At 55.2% G+C, this 21,427-nt stretch carries 18 protein-coding genes; 4 read left to right on the forward strand and 14 right to left on the reverse strand.

Annotated features, from left to right (window positions below):
• The first annotated feature begins 136 nt into the window (after positions 1–136).
• Positions 137–679, forward strand: coding sequence for an LPP20 family lipoprotein (locus B2310_RS09455; protein WP_173365842.1), 543 nt, complete (start codon positions 137–139; stop codon positions 677–679).
• Positions 680–801: 122 nt separating this feature from the next.
• Here the strand turns inward: B2310_RS09455 and B2310_RS09460 are convergent, their stop codons facing one another.
• From B2310_RS09460 to B2310_RS09480, 5 genes are all read right to left on the reverse strand, one after another.
• Positions 802–1,980: a hypothetical protein gene (locus tag B2310_RS09460; RefSeq protein ID WP_290730876.1), complete on the reverse strand. Its 1,179-nt coding sequence runs from the start codon at positions 1,978–1,980 to the stop codon at positions 802–804.
• A 15-nt stretch (positions 1,981–1,995) separates the two neighbouring features.
• Complete coding sequence (locus B2310_RS09465) at positions 1,996–3,003, reverse strand: DUF6175 family protein (protein ID WP_290730878.1); 1,008 nt, start codon at positions 3,001–3,003, stop codon at positions 1,996–1,998.
• 29 nt (positions 3,004–3,032) lie between these two features.
• Complete coding sequence (locus tag B2310_RS09470; RefSeq protein WP_290730880.1) at positions 3,033–4,685, reverse strand: FecR domain-containing protein; 1,653 nt, start codon at positions 4,683–4,685, stop codon at positions 3,033–3,035.
• Positions 4,686–4,770: 85 nt separating this feature from the next.
• A complete protein-coding gene (locus B2310_RS09475; RefSeq protein WP_290730882.1) occupies positions 4,771–5,307 on the reverse strand; it encodes a DUF4416 family protein in 537 nt (178 codons plus the stop codon).
• Positions 5,308–5,343: 36 nt separating this feature from the next.
• The gene (locus B2310_RS09480) at positions 5,344–6,600 is read right to left on the reverse strand and encodes a hypothetical protein (protein WP_290730884.1); all 1,257 of its coding nucleotides are present in this window, start codon (positions 6,598–6,600) and stop codon (positions 5,344–5,346) included.
• 138 nt (positions 6,601–6,738) lie between these two features.
• Between B2310_RS09480 and B2310_RS09485 the strand changes: the two genes are divergently transcribed.
• Positions 6,739–9,042 carry a DNA internalization-related competence protein ComEC/Rec2 gene (locus B2310_RS09485; protein WP_290730886.1) on the forward strand — a complete coding sequence of 768 codons (2,304 nt, stop codon included), beginning with the start codon at positions 6,739–6,741 and terminating at the stop codon, positions 9,040–9,042.
• 25 nt (positions 9,043–9,067) lie between these two features.
• Here B2310_RS09485 and hisN read toward each other — a convergent pair whose 3' ends face one another.
• Together hisN and hisC are read right to left on the reverse strand one after the other, a co-directional pair.
• Positions 9,068–9,874: a histidinol-phosphatase gene (gene hisN, locus B2310_RS09490; RefSeq protein WP_173381558.1), complete on the reverse strand. Its 807-nt coding sequence runs from the start codon at positions 9,872–9,874 to the stop codon at positions 9,068–9,070.
• A 1-nt stretch (position 9,875) separates the two neighbouring features.
• Positions 9,876–10,964: a histidinol-phosphate transaminase gene (gene hisC / locus B2310_RS09495; protein WP_173381557.1), complete on the reverse strand. Its 1,089-nt coding sequence runs from the start codon at positions 10,962–10,964 to the stop codon at positions 9,876–9,878.
• Between the two features lie 63 nt (positions 10,965–11,027).
• Between hisC and B2310_RS09500 the strand changes: the two genes are divergently transcribed.
• Complete coding sequence (locus B2310_RS09500; protein ID WP_173381556.1) at positions 11,028–11,726, forward strand: hypothetical protein; 699 nt, start codon at positions 11,028–11,030, stop codon at positions 11,724–11,726.
• A gap of 76 nt (positions 11,727–11,802) precedes the next feature.
• On the opposite strand, the gene B2310_RS09505 is transcribed toward B2310_RS09500, so the two are convergent.
• From B2310_RS09505 to B2310_RS09515, 3 genes are all read right to left on the reverse strand, one after another.
• The gene (locus tag B2310_RS09505) at positions 11,803–14,355 is read right to left on the reverse strand and encodes an ATP-dependent Clp protease ATP-binding subunit (protein WP_290730889.1); all 2,553 of its coding nucleotides are present in this window, start codon (positions 14,353–14,355) and stop codon (positions 11,803–11,805) included.
• A gap of 21 nt (positions 14,356–14,376) precedes the next feature.
• Entirely contained in the window at positions 14,377–14,502 is a 126-nt protein-coding gene (locus tag B2310_RS09510; RefSeq protein ID WP_290724373.1) for a hypothetical protein, read from the reverse strand.
• 157 nt (positions 14,503–14,659) lie between these two features.
• Positions 14,660–14,905, reverse strand: a complete 246-nt coding sequence (locus tag B2310_RS09515) for a DUF7675 family protein (protein ID WP_290730891.1) — start codon at positions 14,903–14,905, stop codon at positions 14,660–14,662.
• A gap of 761 nt (positions 14,906–15,666) precedes the next feature.
• On the opposite strand from B2310_RS09515, the gene B2310_RS09520 reads away from it, so the two are divergent.
• Positions 15,667–16,821, forward strand: a complete 1,155-nt coding sequence (locus tag B2310_RS09520) for an A/G-specific adenine glycosylase (RefSeq protein WP_290730893.1) — start codon at positions 15,667–15,669, stop codon at positions 16,819–16,821.
• A 124-nt stretch (positions 16,822–16,945) separates the two neighbouring features.
• Here B2310_RS09520 and B2310_RS09525 read toward each other — a convergent pair whose 3' ends face one another.
• The 4 genes from B2310_RS09525 to fmt are packed head-to-tail and all read right to left on the reverse strand — an operon-like array spanning position 16,946 to position 21,400.
• Complete coding sequence (locus B2310_RS09525) at positions 16,946–18,658, reverse strand: hypothetical protein (RefSeq protein WP_290730894.1); 1,713 nt, start codon at positions 18,656–18,658, stop codon at positions 16,946–16,948.
• Complete coding sequence (locus tag B2310_RS09530) at positions 18,658–19,242, reverse strand: hypothetical protein (RefSeq protein ID WP_290722671.1); 585 nt, start codon at positions 19,240–19,242, stop codon at positions 18,658–18,660. Before B2310_RS09530 ends, B2310_RS09525 begins: the two co-directional genes overlap by 1 nt.
• Entirely contained in the window at positions 19,239–20,486 is a 1,248-nt protein-coding gene (locus B2310_RS09535) for a transcription antitermination factor NusB (protein ID WP_290730896.1), read from the reverse strand. Before B2310_RS09535 ends, B2310_RS09530 begins: the two co-directional genes overlap by 4 nt.
• On the reverse strand, positions 20,474–21,400 hold the full coding sequence (gene fmt, locus B2310_RS09540) for a methionyl-tRNA formyltransferase (RefSeq protein ID WP_290730898.1): 927 nt from the start codon (positions 21,398–21,400) through the stop codon (positions 20,474–20,476). The genes B2310_RS09535 and fmt overlap by 13 nt, the downstream gene beginning before the upstream one ends.
• Positions 21,401–21,427 lie beyond the last annotated feature (27 nt).

Genomic DNA, 21,427 nt, shown 5'->3' on the forward strand with positions numbered 1-21,427 from the left:
CCCTCAAAAATCACATTAAATCACTTTTTTGTAAGAAATACCGAATTTGACTTGACTTTCTTGTTTCTTTAAGATATTTTTGTTTACAGACTTCATATCATCCCATTTTGGGAAAAACAACAACAAGGAGTTTACTATGAAGAAGTTGATCGTTGCCGCACTCGCAGCATTCCTCATGATCGGTTGTAGCTCGACCCCGCAGGAAAAGTCTGCCAGCAAGCTCATCGAAATGCAGATGCTCAAGAAGAAATACCTGAAGGACCACGTGCCTGCCGGTATGGGTATCGGTGTTTCCACCGACGAACAGATTGCCATGGAAAAGGCCGATCAGAACGCCCGTGTCGACCTCGCCAAGGAAATCGACGCCCAGACCAAGGCTCTCATCAAGAACTTCAAGGAAGACGTGAACGACCAGGTTGCCGAACACTTCCAGAGCACTTCCAAGACTGTCGTAAACACCCACATGAGCGGTGCTACCCTCACCGACGTGCAGGTTGAAACCGACGAGAACGGCCACTTCAAGATCTACGGCATCATGACCCTCGACGCCAACCTTGTCGAAGAACTCATCAAGAGCCTCCAGGCCGCCGGTTCCTATGACGACGCTGTCGCCAACAAGATCCGCGCTGCTGCCACCAAGGCTTACGCTGAACTCGATGCCGAAATCGAAAAGCAGTAATTCCTAGCGGAATCCGCATTTGAAAAGGACCCGGCCGCATGGCCGGGCCCCCTTTTTTTACCTCAACAAAAAGAAGAAGCCGACGCAGCCGTCAGCCTCTTCCTCTATACGTTCCTTCACGCCTACTTTTTCTGACAGGCCTTGCCGAACATCTGGTTCAGCTTGGTCGCCGGGAGTTTCTTCACCGCGGTCGCCTGCGCAATGCCCTCGTCACGGCCGACACCCTGGACGGATTCAGTCGTCTGCTGTTCAAAAGCACCGAGCGTCACGGTACCGCGCGACGTGCAGAGGGTCTTGCTCGTATTCATCTTATCGGTGAACTGGAGCTTTGCATTGAGCGCCGGGAGCGACTCCTTGTCGAGGAGGGTGATTCCCGCATCGGCCAAGAAACTCTTGAGAGCGCCACAAGCCTCCACCGGTCCGTCGCAAACTAGCCTGTAGGTGCAGGCGGCCTTCTCGGAATCGTAGCGCACAGTCTGCGAAAGGAGGACCGCAGCACGGACGTAGCGGAAATTCAAGTCGGCATGCACCATCACCTCGCCCGCCGGATGCAGTTTCTTCACTTGGGCAAGCGAGAACACGGCCTCGCCTTCATCGTTCGTTTTCTCGTGCGCGATATCCCTGCTATCCTGGGTCAATGCAAGGGGGAATCCCTTCACTGGGCCCGCGAAATCCGTCACGGTCACCATCAGGGCTTCGCTTGTGAGGTCAGTTTCAATCTTCAGGCTACTCATGCCCGAGATAAGGTATTCCTTCAGTTCGCCAAGGGTGCTCTCGAGCTTCATTTCCTTCGGAATCTTCTGCACGCAGCTCAAGTCTTCCAGGAGCTCGGTATAGGAATCGGCAAGTTTCTCGAGAGCGACCATGTCGACGCCCATCTTGCGGTAATCGCGGTCCACCATGTCGAAGCGGATGATGGAGTCCTTGGACTTCATCTGAGCACGGATGGAGTTCAAGTCCATGAGGATCTTCGATGCCATCAGGTCGGTATCGATGGTCGCTGTAGACTGGAACGCCCCCTTCGACTTTGGTCCCTGGGTCAGTTTCGCGCCTTTGAGCGTCATGCTGGTAGAGGTGCTCTTCATGCCCTTGGCCGTCGATGTCACCTTGCCCTTGGAATCTTCCTTCACGGTAGTCTCAAATTCGCTGGAGACCTTAGTCCGCAGCTGCTTTGCAAGTCCTTCCAACGCAAGCTGGTCAGCTTCCTTCTGCGACTTTTTCGAAGTCGCCGTGTATGTCAGCACCTCGGCCGAGGCGAACGCCGTCATAGCAACCAGCGAGGCGAGAAATAGTTTATTCATAATGCCGCTCCCGGATTACTGGATTTCCAGGATAATCAGTTTCTTCGTAATGTTCTGCTTGCGGACCTTTGCGAGTCCATCAAGGCTTTCGACAAATTCGCCGTAGACCATCTGCGCATCTTCGTACTTGTCCGGATCCACATAGATTAGCAAGTCATAGGTGTTTCTGCTCATCGAAATCACCTGCATCTTGTTGAATTTCTTCCTCATCTTGATGGAGACGATGTTCGAGATTTCTTCGGCTTGGTCGTCGGTAAAGTCCCCGGTCAAATGCGCAACCACCTTGTACTGCACACCTTTCTCGAGTTCTTCGGCGAGACGGTCGCGGACCTTGTTTTCGAGTTTCTTGATAGCCCTCTGCACGGCCTTCTGCACAAGCACGCGCTGGCTTTCGCCGTTATCCTTGAGGCGCATGGATTCGCTAGCAAGGAGGTTCGCCGTAGAAGCTTCGCTTGCGTTCAGGTCAATCACGATGTAATCTTCCTGGATGCTACCCGCAAAAGTGATGTTGATGTCGGCTCCCACAGAGAGGCCCGCCACATAGGCAAGGTCCTCGTTGTTGCCAGCAATATCGGACTGGAGCTGCACCACTTCATCGAGCTGGGCCTGGCTTTCGAGTCCCATGACCGTATAGTCGCGGCTCGTGAGATAGGTATTGATGACTTCCATCGCCGTCTTCGCAAGCGGATTTTTGCGGATAACGTCAATGCTTCCTGCCATTTTTGCGCCCATCGCCGGAGCGACAAGAACCGTAGGACGGACCTTGAAGCTCACCGTCGAAACCTTGATATCGTCGTCGGCAGCCTCAGCAGCGTCAGCCGTTTTTGCAGCCGGAGCCTCTCCCGTTTTCGCAGAGAGTTCGCCCTGGGCCCTATTTTCCTTGCTCCTTGCAGAGGCGGCCGCGGAGCCGTCATCCTTCGCAGGGGGATTCGATGCGCAACCCGCCAGCACAAAGGCAACCGCAAAGGCACCAAGAACAGAGCCCAGACGGAGACCGAGCACACCATTTTCATTTCTCTTCATAATCTGTCCTTTATAGGTTCCTAAACCTACTATTCGTTTTCAAGGCCAGCCTTGGCTGCCTCGTATTCTTCTTCCGGAGTCTTGTACTGGATGAAGTTGCGAGCATTGCCCATGTGGTTTCCGCGCATGCAGTAGACTTCGTAAGTCTTGGTCTTGCGCATGCTCTTGCCGTTCTTGAGGACAACCTTCACGTCGAACTTCGCAATCTTGTTGAGACCGATCGTGACGGGCACGGCGTATTCCATTCCATCGAGTTCAGCACCCGAGAAGGACTTGACAACCTTGCCCTTGCGCGTCACGACAATTTCCTTGATTTCGGAAAGGTCCGAACGGGTGATGCCACCGAGACTGAACTTCAGGTCCGTAGAGTATTCCGTCTTCGGCAAGTCGAGATGCTTGCGTTCGACGGATGCGCCCATTTTCAAGGTAAGGCTCTTGAGGTCCCTGCCCGAAGGAGCCTCTTCCTTCTTTGGTTCGACCTTGGGTTCTTCCTTCTTGAGTTCGGCCTTCGGTTTTTCCTTCTTGGATTCCGCCTTCGGTTTTTCCTTCTTGGATTCCGCCTTGGGCTGTTCCTTCACCGGAGCCGGAGCGGGTTCAGCGGCAGCCGTATCGGCAGCGGGTTCTTCTGCCGGGGCAGATTCCTCGACCGGAGCCGGAGCTACGTACTCCGTCACCCACATGTAGCACTGGATTTCCACATCGCCTTCGCTACAGGTCGCAAGGAAGCGTTTGGTCCCGTAAGCATCGTCATCCCATTCGAACGTGCGCTGATAGACGCCGTTTGCACCCACCGTATCCGATTCGCCGAGGACCGTCACCACGACACCAGGGTTAACGCGGGCCTGCAGGGTCACGTTGGGGAAGAACACCTGAGGCGAGAGCGGGGAGGCCTGGAAGCGAAGTTTCTTCTCAAAGGCGTCCGCGCGTTTCGAGTAATCCTTGTCGAAATCGTTCAAGGTCTGTTCGAGGGAATCGATCATCCCGTCGCCAAAGATGTTCACGTTGGAAAGCTGCGTCGAAAGGGCCCTCGTACCGGAACTTCTCAACTGCAGTTTCTTCACCCTGCCGTTTTGGTCCACAAGCACGGTCTGGTTTTCGACAATGTTCTCGGACGCACCGTTCGCGCCGGTAACATCGACCTTGCCTTCCTTCAGGGAGGCCACCATCTGACCGTTGTACCCGCCAACAAAGCCGGCGGTACCGCGAATGGCTGCAGTCGCCGTTCCCGTGCGGAACATGAGCGTATTTCCAGATTTCTGTTTCTGCACATCAAAGTGCACGCCACCATTATTGACTACAATGGAGACCTGTCGGCTCAGGGAATCGAATATTTCCACATCGAGCGTCACTTCGGAGAGTTCCGTAATCCACAGCGAAGAACCGTCGCTCACGGACAAGACCGCTTCGGATTCGGCTCCCGTGCGGATGCGGTCCTTCTCGATCACCGACTGCCCGATGCGCAGTTGCGACCAGTCACCTTCACTCTTGCGCTGCAAGTTCGCATCGCCCAGTGACTTGCGGACCTTCGCTTTCAACTTGGCATGTTCCGGCTTCACGGTTTCGACCTTGGCCGGGGCATCGGTCTTTGCCATGGTTTTGGGATCAGGCTCGTCATTGCAAGCCCAGAAAAAGGCGGCACACAAGGCAGCCGACATGAGGGGAAGTCTATTGGATACTCGCATATATTGCAAATATATATACGTTGACATAGAAAAATAAGATTCCGGCATCAAAAACACATGCAGAACCGGATTTCGGCATTCGCCGTTATCCGCGGACACTTTTCCGCCAGCGTTCACGGATAAGCTGGAGGTCGTGCTGGTAGGGATTGCGCCTAAAATCCTCAAAAGCCCAGGCTGTCGGATGGAAAACGCCCTTGGAATAGGTCAATAGCATGTCGAGCCACACCCCCTCCCCCGCATAGAGCTTGTAGGGGCCGCGCTTGTAGCTGGGGAGCACGACCTTGTCCAAATCCATGTAGCCGATGTCGATGTTCACGTGCCGCGCCCCAGACGCCGAGGAGACGTCTGCCGCAAGTTCCAGCGCATTGCTGCGGGCCTTTTCGAGGGCAATCGATTCCGGCGGGATGCACTTTTCAAACGAGACCACGCCACGGTAAAGATTTTCGCCCATTTCGGGCACATAATAGTCCGTTTGGTCGAATGCAAAGAGCTTGCCCCTGTAACGGAGTGGGCCCCAGGCATCTTCCAGAATCTCGATTACCCGCGTATTCCATTCCGCACCCTGCTGAAGCACAAAGGCTATCAGCTGCACATCTTCCGAAAACTGTTTTTTTTCTGCCATACAAGCACCACAAAAGCAAGCAAAAAACTGACCGGCCTAATGAGGGAACACCGTCAGGTTCTTGCGGACATGTTCCAGTTGCTGTTCGGAAAAGCCCTCGAATTCCTCGCCCGTCACGCTGGGGAACATGAGGTTACGGTGGTCCGGACAGTCCGTCACGCTGAAATCCGCGGCCGCAGCCAAATCCAAGCGGTAGGCGGGCACGGCAAAATCCGAATGCCCAACAGAGTTCTTCTTGAGAAGCCCGCTCAAAAGCAAGTCGCGACAGAACGGCGTATCCGTAAATCCGTCTTCAAGCACCGAGTAATCCATCGTCTCGCTCATATCGCTGCGAGTCGAAGTCGTGTGGCGCAGCCCGAGAAAATGTCCCGATTCGTGGACAGCCGTTTCAAGGATTTCCCCGACCGTGACTTCCGATTCTCCGTAGGGAGTCTTCTCGCGGGTGCCAATGACGACCGTGCTGCCATCTCCTCCGCCAAAGTTTCCTGAATACAAATAGGAGTACCCGAGCACATGGTCGGCCTCGATACGGTGCACCAGGACCAGGTCCAGGGATTTTTTCAGTTCTTTCTCGGGCCAGCCCCCGAGTTCCGAAACAAACAGGTCGTCCGACGACCTTCCCGCAAGCCAGGGTTCGTCCGCCGGATATTTTTTTCCAAGATCCGGATGCTCATGGGCGTAGCGTACATACAAAGTATCAATACCGATTCCCTTGAAGAACTTGCGGAACGATTTGAGCATCGAATCGGCAAAAGCCTGAACCGTCATGGAGGAATCGGGGAAAACCACTTTACCCACGACAATCAGGTTTATGGAGAAGTTTTTCGAATACGGGCCTTCGGCGTCGAGCCGCACATTTTTCACATTGCCCATATAAAAATCGCCATTCAGGGCTAGCGTCGTCACCCATCTCGCCCTGTCATTCTCCTCGCAGACAAAATCATAGTAGTAGCGGCCATCCTTTTCGACGGCATCCAAGGACCTCACATGTCTTATGGAATACCTCTGGTCGTCCAGCGCCCCCCCCACCCTGAAAAGCTGCAAGACAGGAGCTTCATCCAGCGAAGAATCCTTGTCAAAAGACAATGTGTACGAGACTCCCGGATGAAGGCTCAGGACAGCCCCCGAAGTCAGATATGCAGCCACAGAATCGCTTATGGCAGGATCGTTCGGGAAAAGGACGTATGGACTCATGAACGACGGTTGCAGGACAGGTTCGCCCGGGTCGACCTCGGAGCACCCGAGCAACATCACCAAATTCACGAGAAAAATCAAACTGAAAATTTTTTTCATCGATTTTGGCTCATTTTCCGTTTTCAACCGTTTTTATAGATAGAGACATCCTTTTAACCCAAAAGTAGATAAAAGATGGTCATAAAGACAAGAAAAATTTCACTTATTTTAGCCAGCCTGCAAGAACTGGCCGCCCCATTGGCCGGAAAACCGGCCCTCGTCAGCGCACTCACCCTGATGGCCGTATACGCAAGCCTCGATTTTCCGGGTTATGCGCCGTTCCTGCTCATCCCCATAGCCGTCGTCGCCAGGACATTCCACAGGAGTGTCCAATGCGCCATCCTGTTCACGCTCATCTGCGGTTGCGTAAGCCATACCGCGCAAGCCCACCGCGAACATCTGCATGCCGGCCACGAACCCAGCGAAATTCCGGCCAAAGCTTGCGGCAACATCGAATCGCTCCTTCCGAGGCCTAGCGGGACCGCCTTTATCGTGAAGGCGGACAGCGGCTACCGATTGCGCATTACCGAAAAACGAGCGTTCGAATCGCTCCCCGAACCCGGAGACAGCATCTGTTTCGAGGCCCAGTGGTACCCCGTCACGCCCCCGACAGTGCCCGGGGCGTTCGACACCCGCGAATGGCTCAGAAGCCAAGGGTTCGCCGCATACGGCAAGTTCAGGCACTGGACATCCTGGCGCGGCAAATGGACCGCCGAACGCAGCTTCTACGCCTTCCGCCAATGGATAAAGCGCCGTTTCGAAGCTCACCTCGACCCCGCCGAAACCGGACTTTTGCTCGGACTCCTCGCCGGAGACCGAAGCGGAATCCCCGACGCCATCCGCAACGACTTCCAGCGAACAGGACTTGTCCATGTTCTCGCCATTAGCGGATTCCACGTCGTGCTACTCGCCGGCATCCTGAGCGTCTTTTTAAAGGCGACACGGCTGCCGCACAAGGTGGCGAACCTCATCGCCATCGCGCTACTGTTCGTCTATGTCCCTGTCACGGGTGGTTCCCCCGCCGTCAAACGCGCGGTGCTGATGTTCGCCATCCCGCAACTCGGCACCATGTTCGGGAAGCCCGCCAACACGTTCAACAGCCTGGGCGTCGCGCTACTGTTCATCCTGCTTCCCGACCCGTCGCAACTCTGGAACCCCGGATTCCAGCTTTCGGCAACGGCCACGGCGGGAATCCTGCTCGGCAACAGCTGCAACCCCTTCAAAAGCATCCCCGAAGGCCTCCGCAAATCCAGCCTCTGGAAACTTACCGAAGGCTACGTGCTCTCCCCGACATACGTCACCCTGTGCGCGACGCTTGCGACCGCCCCGTTCCTGATTCACCATTTCAAGACACTTTCGCCGCTCGCTTGGCTCGGCAACATCATCATCGTACCGCTCGTCTCGTGGGGCATGCAGGCCGGACTTTTCGCGCTACTTTCGCCAATCGAATCCCTGTGCGACACCTTTTGCGCTGCAGCCGGATTCTTCTTGCGCATGGCAAGTTTCCTCACTCGCCTGCTTTCGGATTCGTCGGGAGCCGCCATCACCGTCGGTCCATTTTCCCCGGCCATCCTCCTGCTGCTGGGGGCCCTTTTTGCACTCCTTCCCGCCATTCGCAAAAATGCGGTTGCAAAGAAATTCGGACTATTGTGCCTGCTCCTGTTTTCGGCCATCTTCTGCGTCCAGGGTTACATGCGGATTTCGCATCCGTCCTGGAACCTCACGCTTATCGACGTGGGCCAGGGCGACAGCATTTTGCTCACGACGCCTTCCGGCAAGCACATCCTCGTCGATTCTGGAGACAGAAGCAAGAGGGATATGGGAAAAGACGTCATCGTCCCCTTCCTGCGTCACTCGGGAATCCAAAGACTCGACGCGCTCGTCATCACGCATCCCGACCTAGACCATTTCGGCGGAGCCTCCAGCATCCTGCGTACCTTTCCTGTCAAGGAACTGTGGATAAACGAATGTTCGCGCACGGAAGCGAAGGCAGATTGGCAAAAAACAATCGCCACCGCTGCCGACAGGGAAATTCCCATCCGCGACATAGGCCGCGGATTCACATGGAGGGAACACCATTTCGAAATCCAGGCGGTCCATCCCAACCCGAATTCGACAGCAGGACTCAAATGTAGCGACGCAAACCAGGGCAGCATCACGCTTCGGGCGCACGGGCTCGGGCACTCGGCGATGCTCACCGGCGACCTGACTGCCGCAGGCGAAAAGGAAATTCTCGTATCCGATGCCAACATCCGAAGCGACATCCTAAAACTCGGACACCACGGAAGCAAGACTTCGAGCAGTGCGCCATTCCTGGACGCCGTTGCGCCGCAACTCGCGCTGATTTCGAGCGGGAGAAAAAACAGGTTCAGGCATCCGAGCAAACAGGTCATCGAAAGGCTCGACTCCCTGCACATTCCCTACCTGAACACGGCGACAAGCGGAACCGTCTTCGTGACGTTTTCCGCGGATACTGTAATTGTCGAACCGATGCTGAAATGAAGGCGGACTATCCGCAAACAAGATGCTAGGAGTTCATGCAGTCGAGGCTCACGCCATGCAGGGCCCCGTTCGTCGCGACACTAGAGAACCCTTCATAAATCGGGGCCACAGGTTTGCCGTCTTCACCGAAAAGTTCCGTCTTGCCATCGATGGTGCTGAACTTTCCGCCCGCTTCTGCAAAAAGGAGCGGATACGGCGCGATATCCCAGAGAGAAACGACCGGGTCTACCATCACTTCGGCACGTCCCGCCGCCACAAGGTAATATCCGTAGCAGTCGCCCCACCCGCGGTGGAGCCTTGCCCCGCGGCGGAGCTTCGCGAAACCTTCGCCATAGCCCTGGGATTCCATCGTGTTCACCGTACCCGAAAGCACGAGCGCCTCGTTCAACTGCGAAACGCCAGAAACACGCACCGGACGGCCATCCAGGAAGGCGCCACCGCCGTTCACCGCCCACACGGCCGTATTCATCGCCGGGATGCGGATAACCGAACACACCGGGACATTCTTCTTGTAGAGCGCGATGAGCGTCCCGAACAGCGGAACCCCATGCACGAATGCTTTCGTACCGTCAATCGGGTCGATGACCCACTGGTATTCTGCATCGGGGCTCTCGATTCCGTATTCCTCGCCAATCACGCCAAAGCCAGGAGTCTCCTTCGCCCAGAATTCACGGGCCAGTTCTTCCGTACTCTTGTCGGCGACCGTCACCGGCGTGTTGTCCTTTTTCCACTCGACTCCAACGCCGGACTGGAAATACTTCAGGATATTCTCCTGGGCCATTTCCGCTGTCTTGAGCGCAATCTGCAGCAGGTCGTTATATTCCCGGACCATATTACGCCTCGCACCATTTTTTCACGAGCGTGAGGAGGAAAGCGTTTTCTTCGGGTTTTCCAACCGTGACGCGCACGTGCTCGGGCATGCCGAAGCTCGTAAGCCCGCGAATAATCATGCCGTTGCTTTCCAAAAACGCGACCAGTTCCTTCGCGCGTTCGCCAATGCGCACGCAAATGAAGTTCGCCTGTGTCGGGAGGACCTTGAATCCGAGTGCTTCGAATTCGCGGGTAAGCAATTCCACGCCCTCGGCGTTCATCTTGCAAGTCGCCTCGACATGCGCGGTATCACCGAGAGCCGCAATCGCCGCCACCTGCGCCGCCTGGTTCACGTCGAACGGGGGCTTGATTTTCCAGAGGGCGCGGACAACCTCGACACTTCCCATGGCATAGCCCACGCGGAGCCCGGCAAGCCCGTAGATCTTGCTGAAGGTGCGGTTGACAAACAGGTTCGGGAATCTATCAAGGGCGGCGGCCATATTCGGATAATCGCTTGCGGTCGCAAATTCGGCGTAGGCCTCGTCCAAAAACACGAGCACATCCTGCGGCACCTTGCCCATAAAGTCGCAAATTTCTTTTTCCGTGTAGTACGCACCCGTCGGGTTATTCGGGTTGCAGATAAACACCACGCGAGTCTTGCCGTCGATTTTCTTTGCAAGGTCGTCAAGCGACGTACGCACCTCGCCCTCGCCCACACCGATAAAGTCGGCGCCATTCGAAAGCGTCGTGAACTTGTACACAGAGAACGTCGGCGTAATGCCCACGCAGTTGTCGCCCTGGCGGATAAAAGCCTTGCCCACCATGTCGATAATCTCGTCGGAACCGTTCCCTATGACAATCTGGGACGTTTTCACACCGTATTTTTTTGCGATGGCGTCGATAAGCTTGGGCGCATCGCCACGCGGGTAGAGGTGCAGGCTGTCCGCAATCTCATGAAAAGCCTCGACCGCTTTCGGGGAGGCTCCCAACGGGTTCTCGTTGGACGCAAGTTTGACAATACGCTTCAATCCGTAGCGTTCGCGGATTTCCTCGATAGATTTTCCGGGAACGTAATCGGACAATTTCGAAAGTTCTGGACGCGGTTCGACCATAATTACCTCTTGATTCGCCCCCAAATATAGAAAATCGTCGCAGGATTATTAAATTTAGGGCGTATGAAACGACTCCTCGCCCTCATCGCCGTAGCTCTTGCAACTAGCGCTTACGCTGTCGATCCCATGTGGGATATCCGCTACACGCTCGGGCCAGACACGAGACCATCTCCGAGATGGGGAATCGGCGTCGGAGCCGTGAGCAACTACAGTTCGAACATCCTCTTCCCCGTAAACCTGACCACGGCACTCTCCAAGGAATGGAACATCGGCGGCAAGCTGAATGTCCGCAGCAAGGACAAGTTCGACGAAGTCATCGTCACGCTCGACATTGGCGGGCGATACCTGATAAACGAGAACAACTTCCTCGAACTCGACGGTTTCTTCGGGCTCAACCGAAACAACAGCACGGCCATCGTGCTCACCTACGGAAACGAGCAATTCATATCCAAGAATTTTGCCAACTTCTACGAAATCCGCGCAGGCGTCCTAGAAGGTGTCACCGGAGAAAACGGATACGTCAAGTTCGCCGCGGGAATGACCCCGACACTCTACTTCAACAAGTATTTCCGCACCTTTATCGAAATCAACATGTCCGGAAGCATCGGCAACCTGACCGACGACTTCATGGTCGACATTATCCCGAAATTTGAACTTACCTTCGGATTCATCCGGTTCCGCCTCGACTTCGACATCGGAATCTTGCAAGAAAAGAACAACGACAACGGGACCATAGCGCTCTACGTGATAGCAGCACTATAAAAACCAAGATTTTCAGAAGCAAAAAGCCCGCTTATAAAAGCGGACTTTTCGTTTAGGATGGAGGGATCATGAAGACTTACTTGACTACGAATTTCTCGCCGTCGTAGTCAATGACCACGGGCTTTGCGGCACTCACGGTACCGGCGAGAATGGCGTGGCTCAGCGGGCGTTCCACGTTCCTTTCCAGGTAACGCTGGATCGGCCGCGCGCCGAATTCCGGCTGGTAAGCACCATCGGCGATGGCGTCCAGAGCGGCGTCGGTCAGGGTCAGCTGCAAATCCTGACGGGCGGCGCGTTCGGCGAGTCCCTTGAATTTGAGCCTTACGATGTCACGAATCTGCGGCTTCGTCAAGCTCTGGAACACCAGCACTTCGTCCAGCCTGTTCAGGAATTCCGGCCTGAAGAAGCTGCGGAGCTCCGGCTCGATTTCCTTCAAGGTCACGGGCTTTGCATCACCCGCGCGGTTCTGGAAGTGAGCAGCACCCAGGTTTGACGTCATGAGAATCAAGGTGTTCTTGAAGTTCACCGTACGGCCCTTGCCGTCGGTCAGTCGACCGTCGTCAAGCACCTGCAACAGCGTGTTGAACACGTCGGGGTGAGCCTTCTCGATTTCGTCCAGCAGAATCACGCAGTACGGATGCGTACGCACGGCTTCGGTCAGCTGGCCGCCTTCTTCGTAGCCCACGTATCCCGGAGGCGCACCGATCAAGCGGCTGACGCTGTGCTTTTCCATGTATTCGCTCATGTCGATACGCACCAGCGCGTTCTCGTCGTCGAACAGTTCCACGGCAAGCGCCTTCGCCAGTTCCGTCTTGCCCACACCCGTGGGGCCCAGGAACAAGAAGCTTCCAATCGGAGCATTCTCGCGGCTTAAGCCGCTACGGTTACGCAGAATCGCTTCCGAAACTGCTTCCACGGCTTCGTCCTGGCCTATCACGCGGGCATGCAGGCGTTCGTCCAGGTGCAACAACTTGGCCTTTTCGCCTTCGCAAAGCTTGGTCACCGGAATTCCGGTCCAGCGGCTCACCACGAGAGCGATGGTTTCTTCGGTCACCTCTTCACTCAGGTCGCCGTCGCTGGCGGACTTCTTGATTTCTTCCGTCTTCGCGGCGATTTCCTTTTCGAGGTTCACGATCTTGTTGTACTTGAGTTCGGCGGCGCGGTTCAAGTCGTAGCGGGCTTCGGCCTGCTCCATCTCGTCCTTCGCTTGCTGCAAGGATTTCTTAAGCCCCTGCAACTCGGCGTTTTTCGCGCGCCTCTCCTGCCAGCGGTCCTGCATCAGCTTGACCGCCGCATCCGTTGTCGCCAACTCTTCGCGCAACTCTTTCAGGCGTTTTACGCTGGTGTCGTCGGTTTCCTTCGCCAAGGCCTGCTCCTCGATTTTCATTTGGAGTTCCTTACGCTGCAAGGTATCCAAGGCTTCGGGCACGGTATCCATCTGCGTCTTCACAAGGCTTGCGGCCTCGTCAATCAGGTCAATGGCCTTGTCCGGCAAGAAACGGTCACTGATGTAGCGGTTCGAAAGTTTCACGGCCGCCACGAGCGCGTTGTCGTGCAGACGCACGCCGTGGTGCGCATCAAAGCCATCCTTGATGCCACGGAGAATGGAAATCGATTCCTCTTCGCTGGGCTCGTCAACCTGCACGGGCTGGAAACGGCGTTCCAGTGCGGAATCCTTCTCGATGTACTTTCGGTATTCCTGCGTAGTGGTGGCACCGATGCAGTGCAGTTCGCCACGGGCCAGCTTCGGCTTCAGCATGTTGCCCAAGTCCATGGAGCCTTCCGTCTTGCCCGCACCCACGATGGTGTGGATTTCGTCGATAAACAAAAGCGTGTTGCCGTCTTCTTCAAGGGCGTCCAGCACGGCTTTCAAACGTTCCTCAAAATCGCCACGGTATTTTGCACCCGCCATCAAGGCAGACAAATCCAGTGCGAACAACTTCTTGCCCTTCAATGCGTCAGGCACGTCGCCGCGGTAAATACGCTCGGCGAGCCCTTCCACAATGGCGGTCTTACCCACGCCGGGTTCACCAACCAGGCACGGGTTGTTTTTCGTCTTACGGCTCAAAATCAAGATGACACGGCGGATTTCCTCTTCACGGCCAATCACCGGCGAAAGCTTGCCGTCGGCGGCCATTTCTACGAGTTCACGGCCATAGAGTTTCAGCGGAGACTGTTCCTCGGCATTCGCGGCACCCGCAAACGGGTCCGACAGCCAAGTTTCCACGACCTCGACGCTACCAAGCGCATCTTCAAAAACCTTCGCAAGGCCACGGTCGCCTGAGAACTTCATCAATGCCACGAGCATATCGCCCGGGGTCACCATACGGTTCACCTGACGCGCCGCCTGCACGGAGGCACGCAAAATGCGGTTCAAGTCGTTATCGGGTTCCACGTCAGGGTTCACGCCTTCCATACGCGGAATCTTCTGCACGAACGGTTCCAGCTTGCCGCGGAGTTCGTTGGTCTTCGCGCCTTTGGATTTATACAGTTTCTTCAAGGTGGCATCCGGGCCTTCGACAAGCCCCACCGCCAAGTGCGCCGCACCCAAGTAGGAATGCGAGCAACGGTCACGCAGGCTCTGCGCCTTCGCCAAAACTTTTTCTGCATCGTTGCTAAAATCGGACATAAATGAACCTTCTTTTTATTTTTACCGCTCTCTAGATGCAAAACCCGTGCCAAGGGCCTCGCTCGGCAAAAAAAACGCCCCAAATAGCGCAAAAACGGCAACTCCCGCCATCAAAAGCAAAAAAAATGTCGCATTTTTCAGCATCATTTTTTCAAAATAAGACGCGCGGGTGTTTAATTCCGCATAAATAAAGGTATATTCAGAAAGTGATCTTATAGAGGCTCTTTATGAGCCGAGGTAAAACAAAGACTCCCCAAAATTTAGGGAGCTATTGGGCTTTTTCAACACTAAAAGTGTAAGATAATCATCGCGACAGCCATTTCCTTTTGCGGAAAAAATTTGCCCAATAAGGGTTTTCTTTATCAAATAAAGCTTTTTGCTCTTTTGAAAAATTATGAGGATAATCTTCAAAAAGGAATAATATCGTTTTTTTGTCAAAAGAAACTGCATGAAGACCTGTTTGGTCAAAATAATCGACCCACCAGATTTTATCATCTTCATTTTCCTTGTAAAATTCAAATTTGCTTGTTTCTTTGTCAACCGTGATCATGATTAACCTCGCTCTCTAATATACCATTTCACCCAAGGAATTGCAATCCCATGTCAAAGTCTTATAGGGGCTCTTTACGGGCCAAATGTAGGACTAAGCACCATAAAACAACCCGTTTAGTCCTATGCTGTAGGCGGTTCGCGCCACAAAACAGCAGGCAAACCTGCACGCGGTAGGACTAAGCACCGCAAAACGAGCCATTTAGTCCTATTTTCAAAGCGTTCAGCCAGCATTTCTTGTCGCAGGCACCCCGCATAACCCCGGCAATTCTGCGCGCGGTAGGACTAAACACCGCAAAACATGCCGTTTAGTCCTATGCTGGAAGCAGTTCGCGCCACAAAACAGCCGGCAATTCTGCGCGCGGTAGGACTAAACGCCCCAAAACGAGCCATTTAGTCCTATTTTCACTGCTTTCTCACCACATTTCTTATCGCAGGCGCCCCCACAGGAGCGAAATTTCGCCGCATTTCCCCGCCGTATTGTAAACCTTTTGCAACAAACAATTCAAAAAGCCCCCTTCGCGCCCCATTTCCCTCAAAAAAATGCCCTTTTTTGCATGCTTTTTCGCAATTTCGCGTTGTAGGTGTTGTAAACCTTTACAATGGAATTTCGTCCAAACTACTACCCGAGTCCCGTTTCAGAATCTACATTACTACATGTAAACCAAACATCCCATACACCAACAACGGCATCTCCTCGCGGGGTGCCGTTGTGGTTTATAGAGCAAAAGTCTTCCCCCGTTTTCTTAAATTTATGCCGCTATGGATAATGTTTCGCTAAAGCGGCTTCGTGAATGGTTCAAGAAGAATGCGGCAGAGCTGCCGTGGAGGCCCGCCGACCTGGACGCCCCGCGCGACCCCTACGCGGTCTGGATCAGCGAAACCATGCTCCAGCAGACGCAGGTATCGACGGTCCGCGATTATTTCGTGAAATGGATGACGCGTTTCCCGGATATCGAGACGCTCGCGGCAGCTTCCGAAGACGAAGTTTTCCGCTACTGGCAGGGACTCGGCTACTACAGCCGCGCGAGGAACATCCTGAAGACGGCGCAGGCCATTTGCGGCGTAAACCGGCCAACACGGGGGGCGGCAAAGTGCGAAATGCCGCGCACCCGTAAGGAGCTCGAAGCGCTGCCGGGAATCGGCGCCTACACCGCAGGGGCAATCTTGAGTCTCGCCTATCACCAGCGCGAAGCGATTCTCGACGGGAACCTTGTTCGAATATTTTCAAGGCTATTCCTGCTCGATTTCCTGCCGACAGACAAGACACCCACCCAGAAACCGCGCAACAGTCAAGGCGAAAGCTGTTCCGAAACCTACTGGAACTACGCGCGCGAAATCGCGGACTCGCCCAAGGCCTACATGCACAACGAGGCGCTCATGGAACTCGGGCGCACCGTATGCAGGGTCAAGAATCCCGAGTGCTGCCTTTGCCCCCTCCAAAGCATTTGCCGAGCTGCGCTCGAAAACCGCACCGCCGAATATCCGCCTTCCAAAAAGCGCACGCAAATGGACTGGCACGGCACCGTCCTCGTCATAGAAAGCGCAGACCACAAGATTCTCGCCGTCCACGGCGGGCAGAAATTTTTCAGGAACCAGTTCACGCTGCCTCATTTCGAATCTCCCCGAGGCGCGACAGCGGGCATTCCCGCCGAAGCCGAAGATTACATCGCCGCAGACGAAATCTCTTCCGTCGAAACCCGCGATTCATTCCGCCACGGCATCACAGTCCACAAAATCGAGTGCGACGTGCTGCTGATCAGGCTAGGCACAACGGCAACAAACGCCACAAGGCATCTCGCCAAACAGCGCAGGGCACATCCAAAACTCGAATTCAAATGGATAGAGGCCAGCACGGCGCAAGCAGCGCTCGCCAACAGTTTCAGCCTCAAGGCTCTCAGGAAGGCTTTCGGCTAGCCGAACCAACAGAGGGCGAATACAACCACAAAGCATGCAATCAGATGAGCAAGCATGCGAACCATGGGATGCGACACGGCAACCGTCTTTTTAGAACAATGATTTTTTAATGTCCGAAAACACATTAGAACGTTTTCCTTACTGTACAAACAAATCGAAGCCTATCGTAATCACCGTTCGGCACCTGGATTACCTCGTCCGCAAGGACATGTATCAGGGTTCCCGTCAGGTACAATCCATGCCTCGGAAACTGCTGTTCGAACGTTGCATCCCAATACCAGTCTCCCTTCACGACTAGCGGGTCGGGGCTGCGCAGGTTCCACTGGGCATCGCTCCTGTAGCGAAGCGAATGCGACACCCGGAAGCTCTTGCGGATGAGCCAGTCCCCGGTAAAGGCGACAAAGTATTCCGCCGGAGTCACCTCGAAGCGTTCCGAAGGCCCGTCGATGCGTTCGAAACCAGCCAGCGCACGGAACTTGAACCAGTCCTCATACCACGTATCAAGCCAAAGTTCTCCAGTGACGCCCTTGATCCAGGAATCGATGCGCGACACATCGCCATAGCGGAACTCGAGAATGCCATCCTTCACAAAATCTTCCACGTCGAACGTCTCGGCGCCGTGTTCCGTCCAGAATGTAGCGCGACCCCCGAGAGATACCGAAGCAATGGTATCGGCAAAAGCCACGTAGCCCTGCACCAGGTTCATCTGGCCCGAAGGCGAAAGATCCATCGTATCCGACACGCTTTTTACGTTGAAATACTCCTTGTCATCGGCAAGCGGGTTCAGGCGCGTACCCGAAATGTTCTTGACGCCAATCGTAACGCCGAGACCCTTCACGGGAACGGGCATACCCATCTCGACGCTATCCTGCACGAGCCAGTCGGAATCGTTCATGCCGAACATGGCATCGGCACGGAGCCAGCGGAACGGCTGCACGCGCAACTGCATGAACGGCCAGAGCACGCGGTCGTTATCCAGCCCGGTATAAACGTCACCGTCGTCACTCACGAACCGGAACGCGATTCCCGCAGACAGCTGGAACATACCCTTCTGGCAGGCGTTTCCGCACTTGTAGAGGACAGAGCCGTTCACCTCGTTGCGTTCGCCGGACTCGTCGACACGAGCGTCCTGGTATTCCGCATGCTCGTAAGCGGCGGTCAGTTCGAAGTTCCAGAAATCCACACGGCCCTCCACGCGGGGCGCCATGTGCACCGGAATCCAGCGGGAAGATTCCATGTATTCCCAGAGATATTCCTCGCCCGCCAAGACGGATGCATTGACGAAATCGTTCGTAAAGCCCACGCCGCCGTATATGGAACTGAACATCGGGTAATTTTCACCAAAGATGGCAAACTCATCGGAAACCATCTTTTTGCGGTAACTGTATGTGCGGGCAGAATAATGGTCGTCCTGGAAACCACGCGCCGTCGCCCAGAATCCCTTGAAACTCGGGCTTCTGAAGCCTCCTTCGAGAATCGGCGTGCGGTTCGTGGGCCTGTCCGTCTCGGTAATCACGTCCTGGTAAATCATGTCGCCGAGTTCGTTACCCGTCTTGACCCACACGGAGGGTTCCATCGGATTCCACGAAGGCAGCAGCGACATGCGGTTGAACAGCAATCGGTTGCGCAATTTCTGCGGGGTCCAGAGTTCGGTTTCGGAATGGATTCCACCGGCACCGAGAATGCGGTCAAAGAAATAAGTCGGGCCACCCACGAGGAAGGTGCCGTCGTCACGGTTCACCGCCTCCATGCCTTCCATTTCGGGGTCCACCGCAGCACCCGCCAAAACTGCAGAAAGCGCAAGCACAGACAACGTTGTCGAGAGCGAGGATTTCATTACCAGACCCTCCTTTCTACATAAACGCCGATGGTCAAGGTATTGGACCTTTCGGGAAGCGTCCAGATCTGTTCCCAAAGCGCATTGAACCCTATCGTAAACGACCTGTAGTACAGGAACGGCATGTTGATCCGCGCGAACCAGCCGAACTCCGTCTCGTTATCGAGAAGCATGCCGCCACGGCCTTTCAAATAGTCATCTTCGCCATCATAATCGGCACGGGCCCAGTTGCAAGTAAAGCCAGCGCCAATCGCAAGCGGCTTGACATATTTCCAGTGCCAGTCGAGACCGAGCCTCCCTACGAACTGGTGGACTCCCGGATACGGGATTCCCTCGGGGCGCACCTTCACGTAGGCGTAGTTGAAGTTGACAAAGCCGTCGAAATCGTCCCAGTAAGAATAGCGGAATCCGACTCCCCCATAGAACGAATTCTCGACAGCATCGATCAAGTCTCCGAAGGGGTACATCTCGCCGCCTTCGATGGAGACATAGATTTTCGAGAAAGCGGAATCTGCCGGATTCTGCGCAAAGAGCGTGGAAGCACAGCACAGAACGATTGACGATAAAATAAGTTTCAGCTTCATACTTTTTTCCGTTCCAAAGCCTGTGCAAAAAATCCGTCAAAACGATTATCCTGCGCGCCGGGGAGCACATGTTCGCCACGCTTGACAAATTCGGGATGAGCCTTCAAGAAGCGGTTCACGACCTGGGTCGTTTCTAGCGGGTCGGGGCTGCACGTGGCATATACGAGAACGCCGCCTTCCGCAAGGTGATTTGATGCGGATTCAAGAATCCCGTACTGCAGTTCGGCAAGTTCCTTCATGGAATCTTGCGTAATGCGGTACTTTGATTCGGGCCTGCGGGGCATAACGCCCATGTTGCTGCACGGCACATCGAGCAAGATGCGGTCGAACTTCGACTGCTGCGGCGAAAGCGCGTCGATGCATTCCAGTCGCACGTTCTTGAGGCCCAGGCGGTCCACCACGTCGTGCATCTTTTCTACGCGGAATGCGGAAACGTCGCTTGCGAGAATATCGAGCGAACTGTCCATCTCGCCCATCAGCGCGGACTTTCCGCCGGGAGCGGCACACGCATCCCAAACCTTCTGGCCGGGCTTCAGGTCGAGCAGTTTCACGACTTCGTACGCGGACGGATTCTGCATGCTGAACTCGCCCTTCGCGAAAGATTCCGATTCCAGAATCGGCTTGAGTTTCGCATCTTCGGGAACCTGGATGTAGCGGTCGTAGAGAATCGAAGCACCCGTAAGCCCGAGTTTCTGGGCAAGTACCGGAGCGGAAGTCTTCTGCAGGTTCACGCGAATCCATTCCACCGGGCGCTCGAGCGTCGCCTTCGCAAGCGATTCTGCACGGTCACCGCCGTAAATATCGAACCAGCGACGCACCAGCCATTCAGGCACGGAGCTTTCAATCGAGACGCGACGCACACGCTGTTGCGGAAGTGCGGGCAACCCGGACCTTCGCGCGGAATGCAGCACGGCGTTCACGAGCCGCGCGGAACCTTCGCCAAGGTTCGCCGCCTTCACAAGTTCCACGCTCGTCGAAACGGCGGCGTGGTCCGGGATTTCCATAAAGAACATCTGGAAGATTCCCATTTCAAGCACGGTCGCCACTTCAAGCGAGGGCATTTTCTTTACGAGAGTCTTTAAAAAGTATTGCAGGTACAGGTGCCTGCGGCACACGCCCAGGGCAAGTTCCATCGCAAACGGAGAAAGCCCACTTTCTTTAATAAAGCTACCGTCCTTCTGCCACAGCAGAAGCACGCGGTATGCGTCCATGCGCTCTTTCAGGGAATCGTCTAGCAAAAGCAAAGTCCTTCGCGCTTCTGGATTCCGCGCATAAAGTCGGCGACAGGCATCGGCTTCTTGCCTTCGGCCTGAATCTCGATGACCTCGAGCAGACCCTCGCCCGTACCCACGTAAAAGCGATTGTCCTTGAATTCCACTGCACCCGGAGCAAGCTTCGGGCCCGCCTCCGGAGTATCCGTCTTGCGCAGGTAAACCATACGGCCGCCCAGCTTCCCGTAACCGCCGGGCCACGGGTTGAATGCGCGAATTCTATTGTGAATCACCTTCGCGGGCAGGTTAAAATCAATCAGGCCTTCTTCCTTCTTGAGCTTCGGCGCGCCACTTGCCTGCGCGTGATCCTGCGTCAAGTCCTTCTCGCGGCCTTCAAGCAACTGGTGAATCGCATCGTCCAGCGCGTCGCAACCGGGAGCGACCATCTTTTCCAAGAGCGAAGCCGTCGTATCCTGATGGTCAATCGCCACAGTGCGCTGCGCAAGAATCGGGCCGTGGTCCATCTTCTCGTCCAGGCGGAAAACCGTCACGCCCGTCTCTGGCAGTCCATCGGCAATCGCGCGCTGCACCGGGGCTGCCCCGCGGTACTTGGGGAGCAGGCTCCCGTGAACGTTCACGGCGCCGAACTTCGCGACACCCAGGATGTTCTTCGGCAAAATCGAGTATGCAACGACCACGAACAGGTCGGCTTCGAACTTGCGCAAATCCGCCTCGAATTCGGGCGACTTCAGGTCGGTCGGCTGCAGCACGGGGAGCCCGTATTCGAGCGCCAGTTGCTTGACTGGCGGGGGCGTGAGCACGCGTCCGCGCCCTGCCGGGCGGTCAGGCTGCGTGACAACAGCCACCACGTCCGCAAAATCAGATTCCTTGAGATGCTTCAAAAAACAGGCCGCAAATTCCGGCGTTCCCATAAATACGACTTTCATGAAAAACAATGTAGAAAAAAAGCCTAC

The organism is Fibrobacter sp. UBA3629 (assembly GCF_002374005.1).
GTDB lineage: Bacteria > Fibrobacterota > Fibrobacteria > Fibrobacterales > Fibrobacteraceae > Fibrobacter.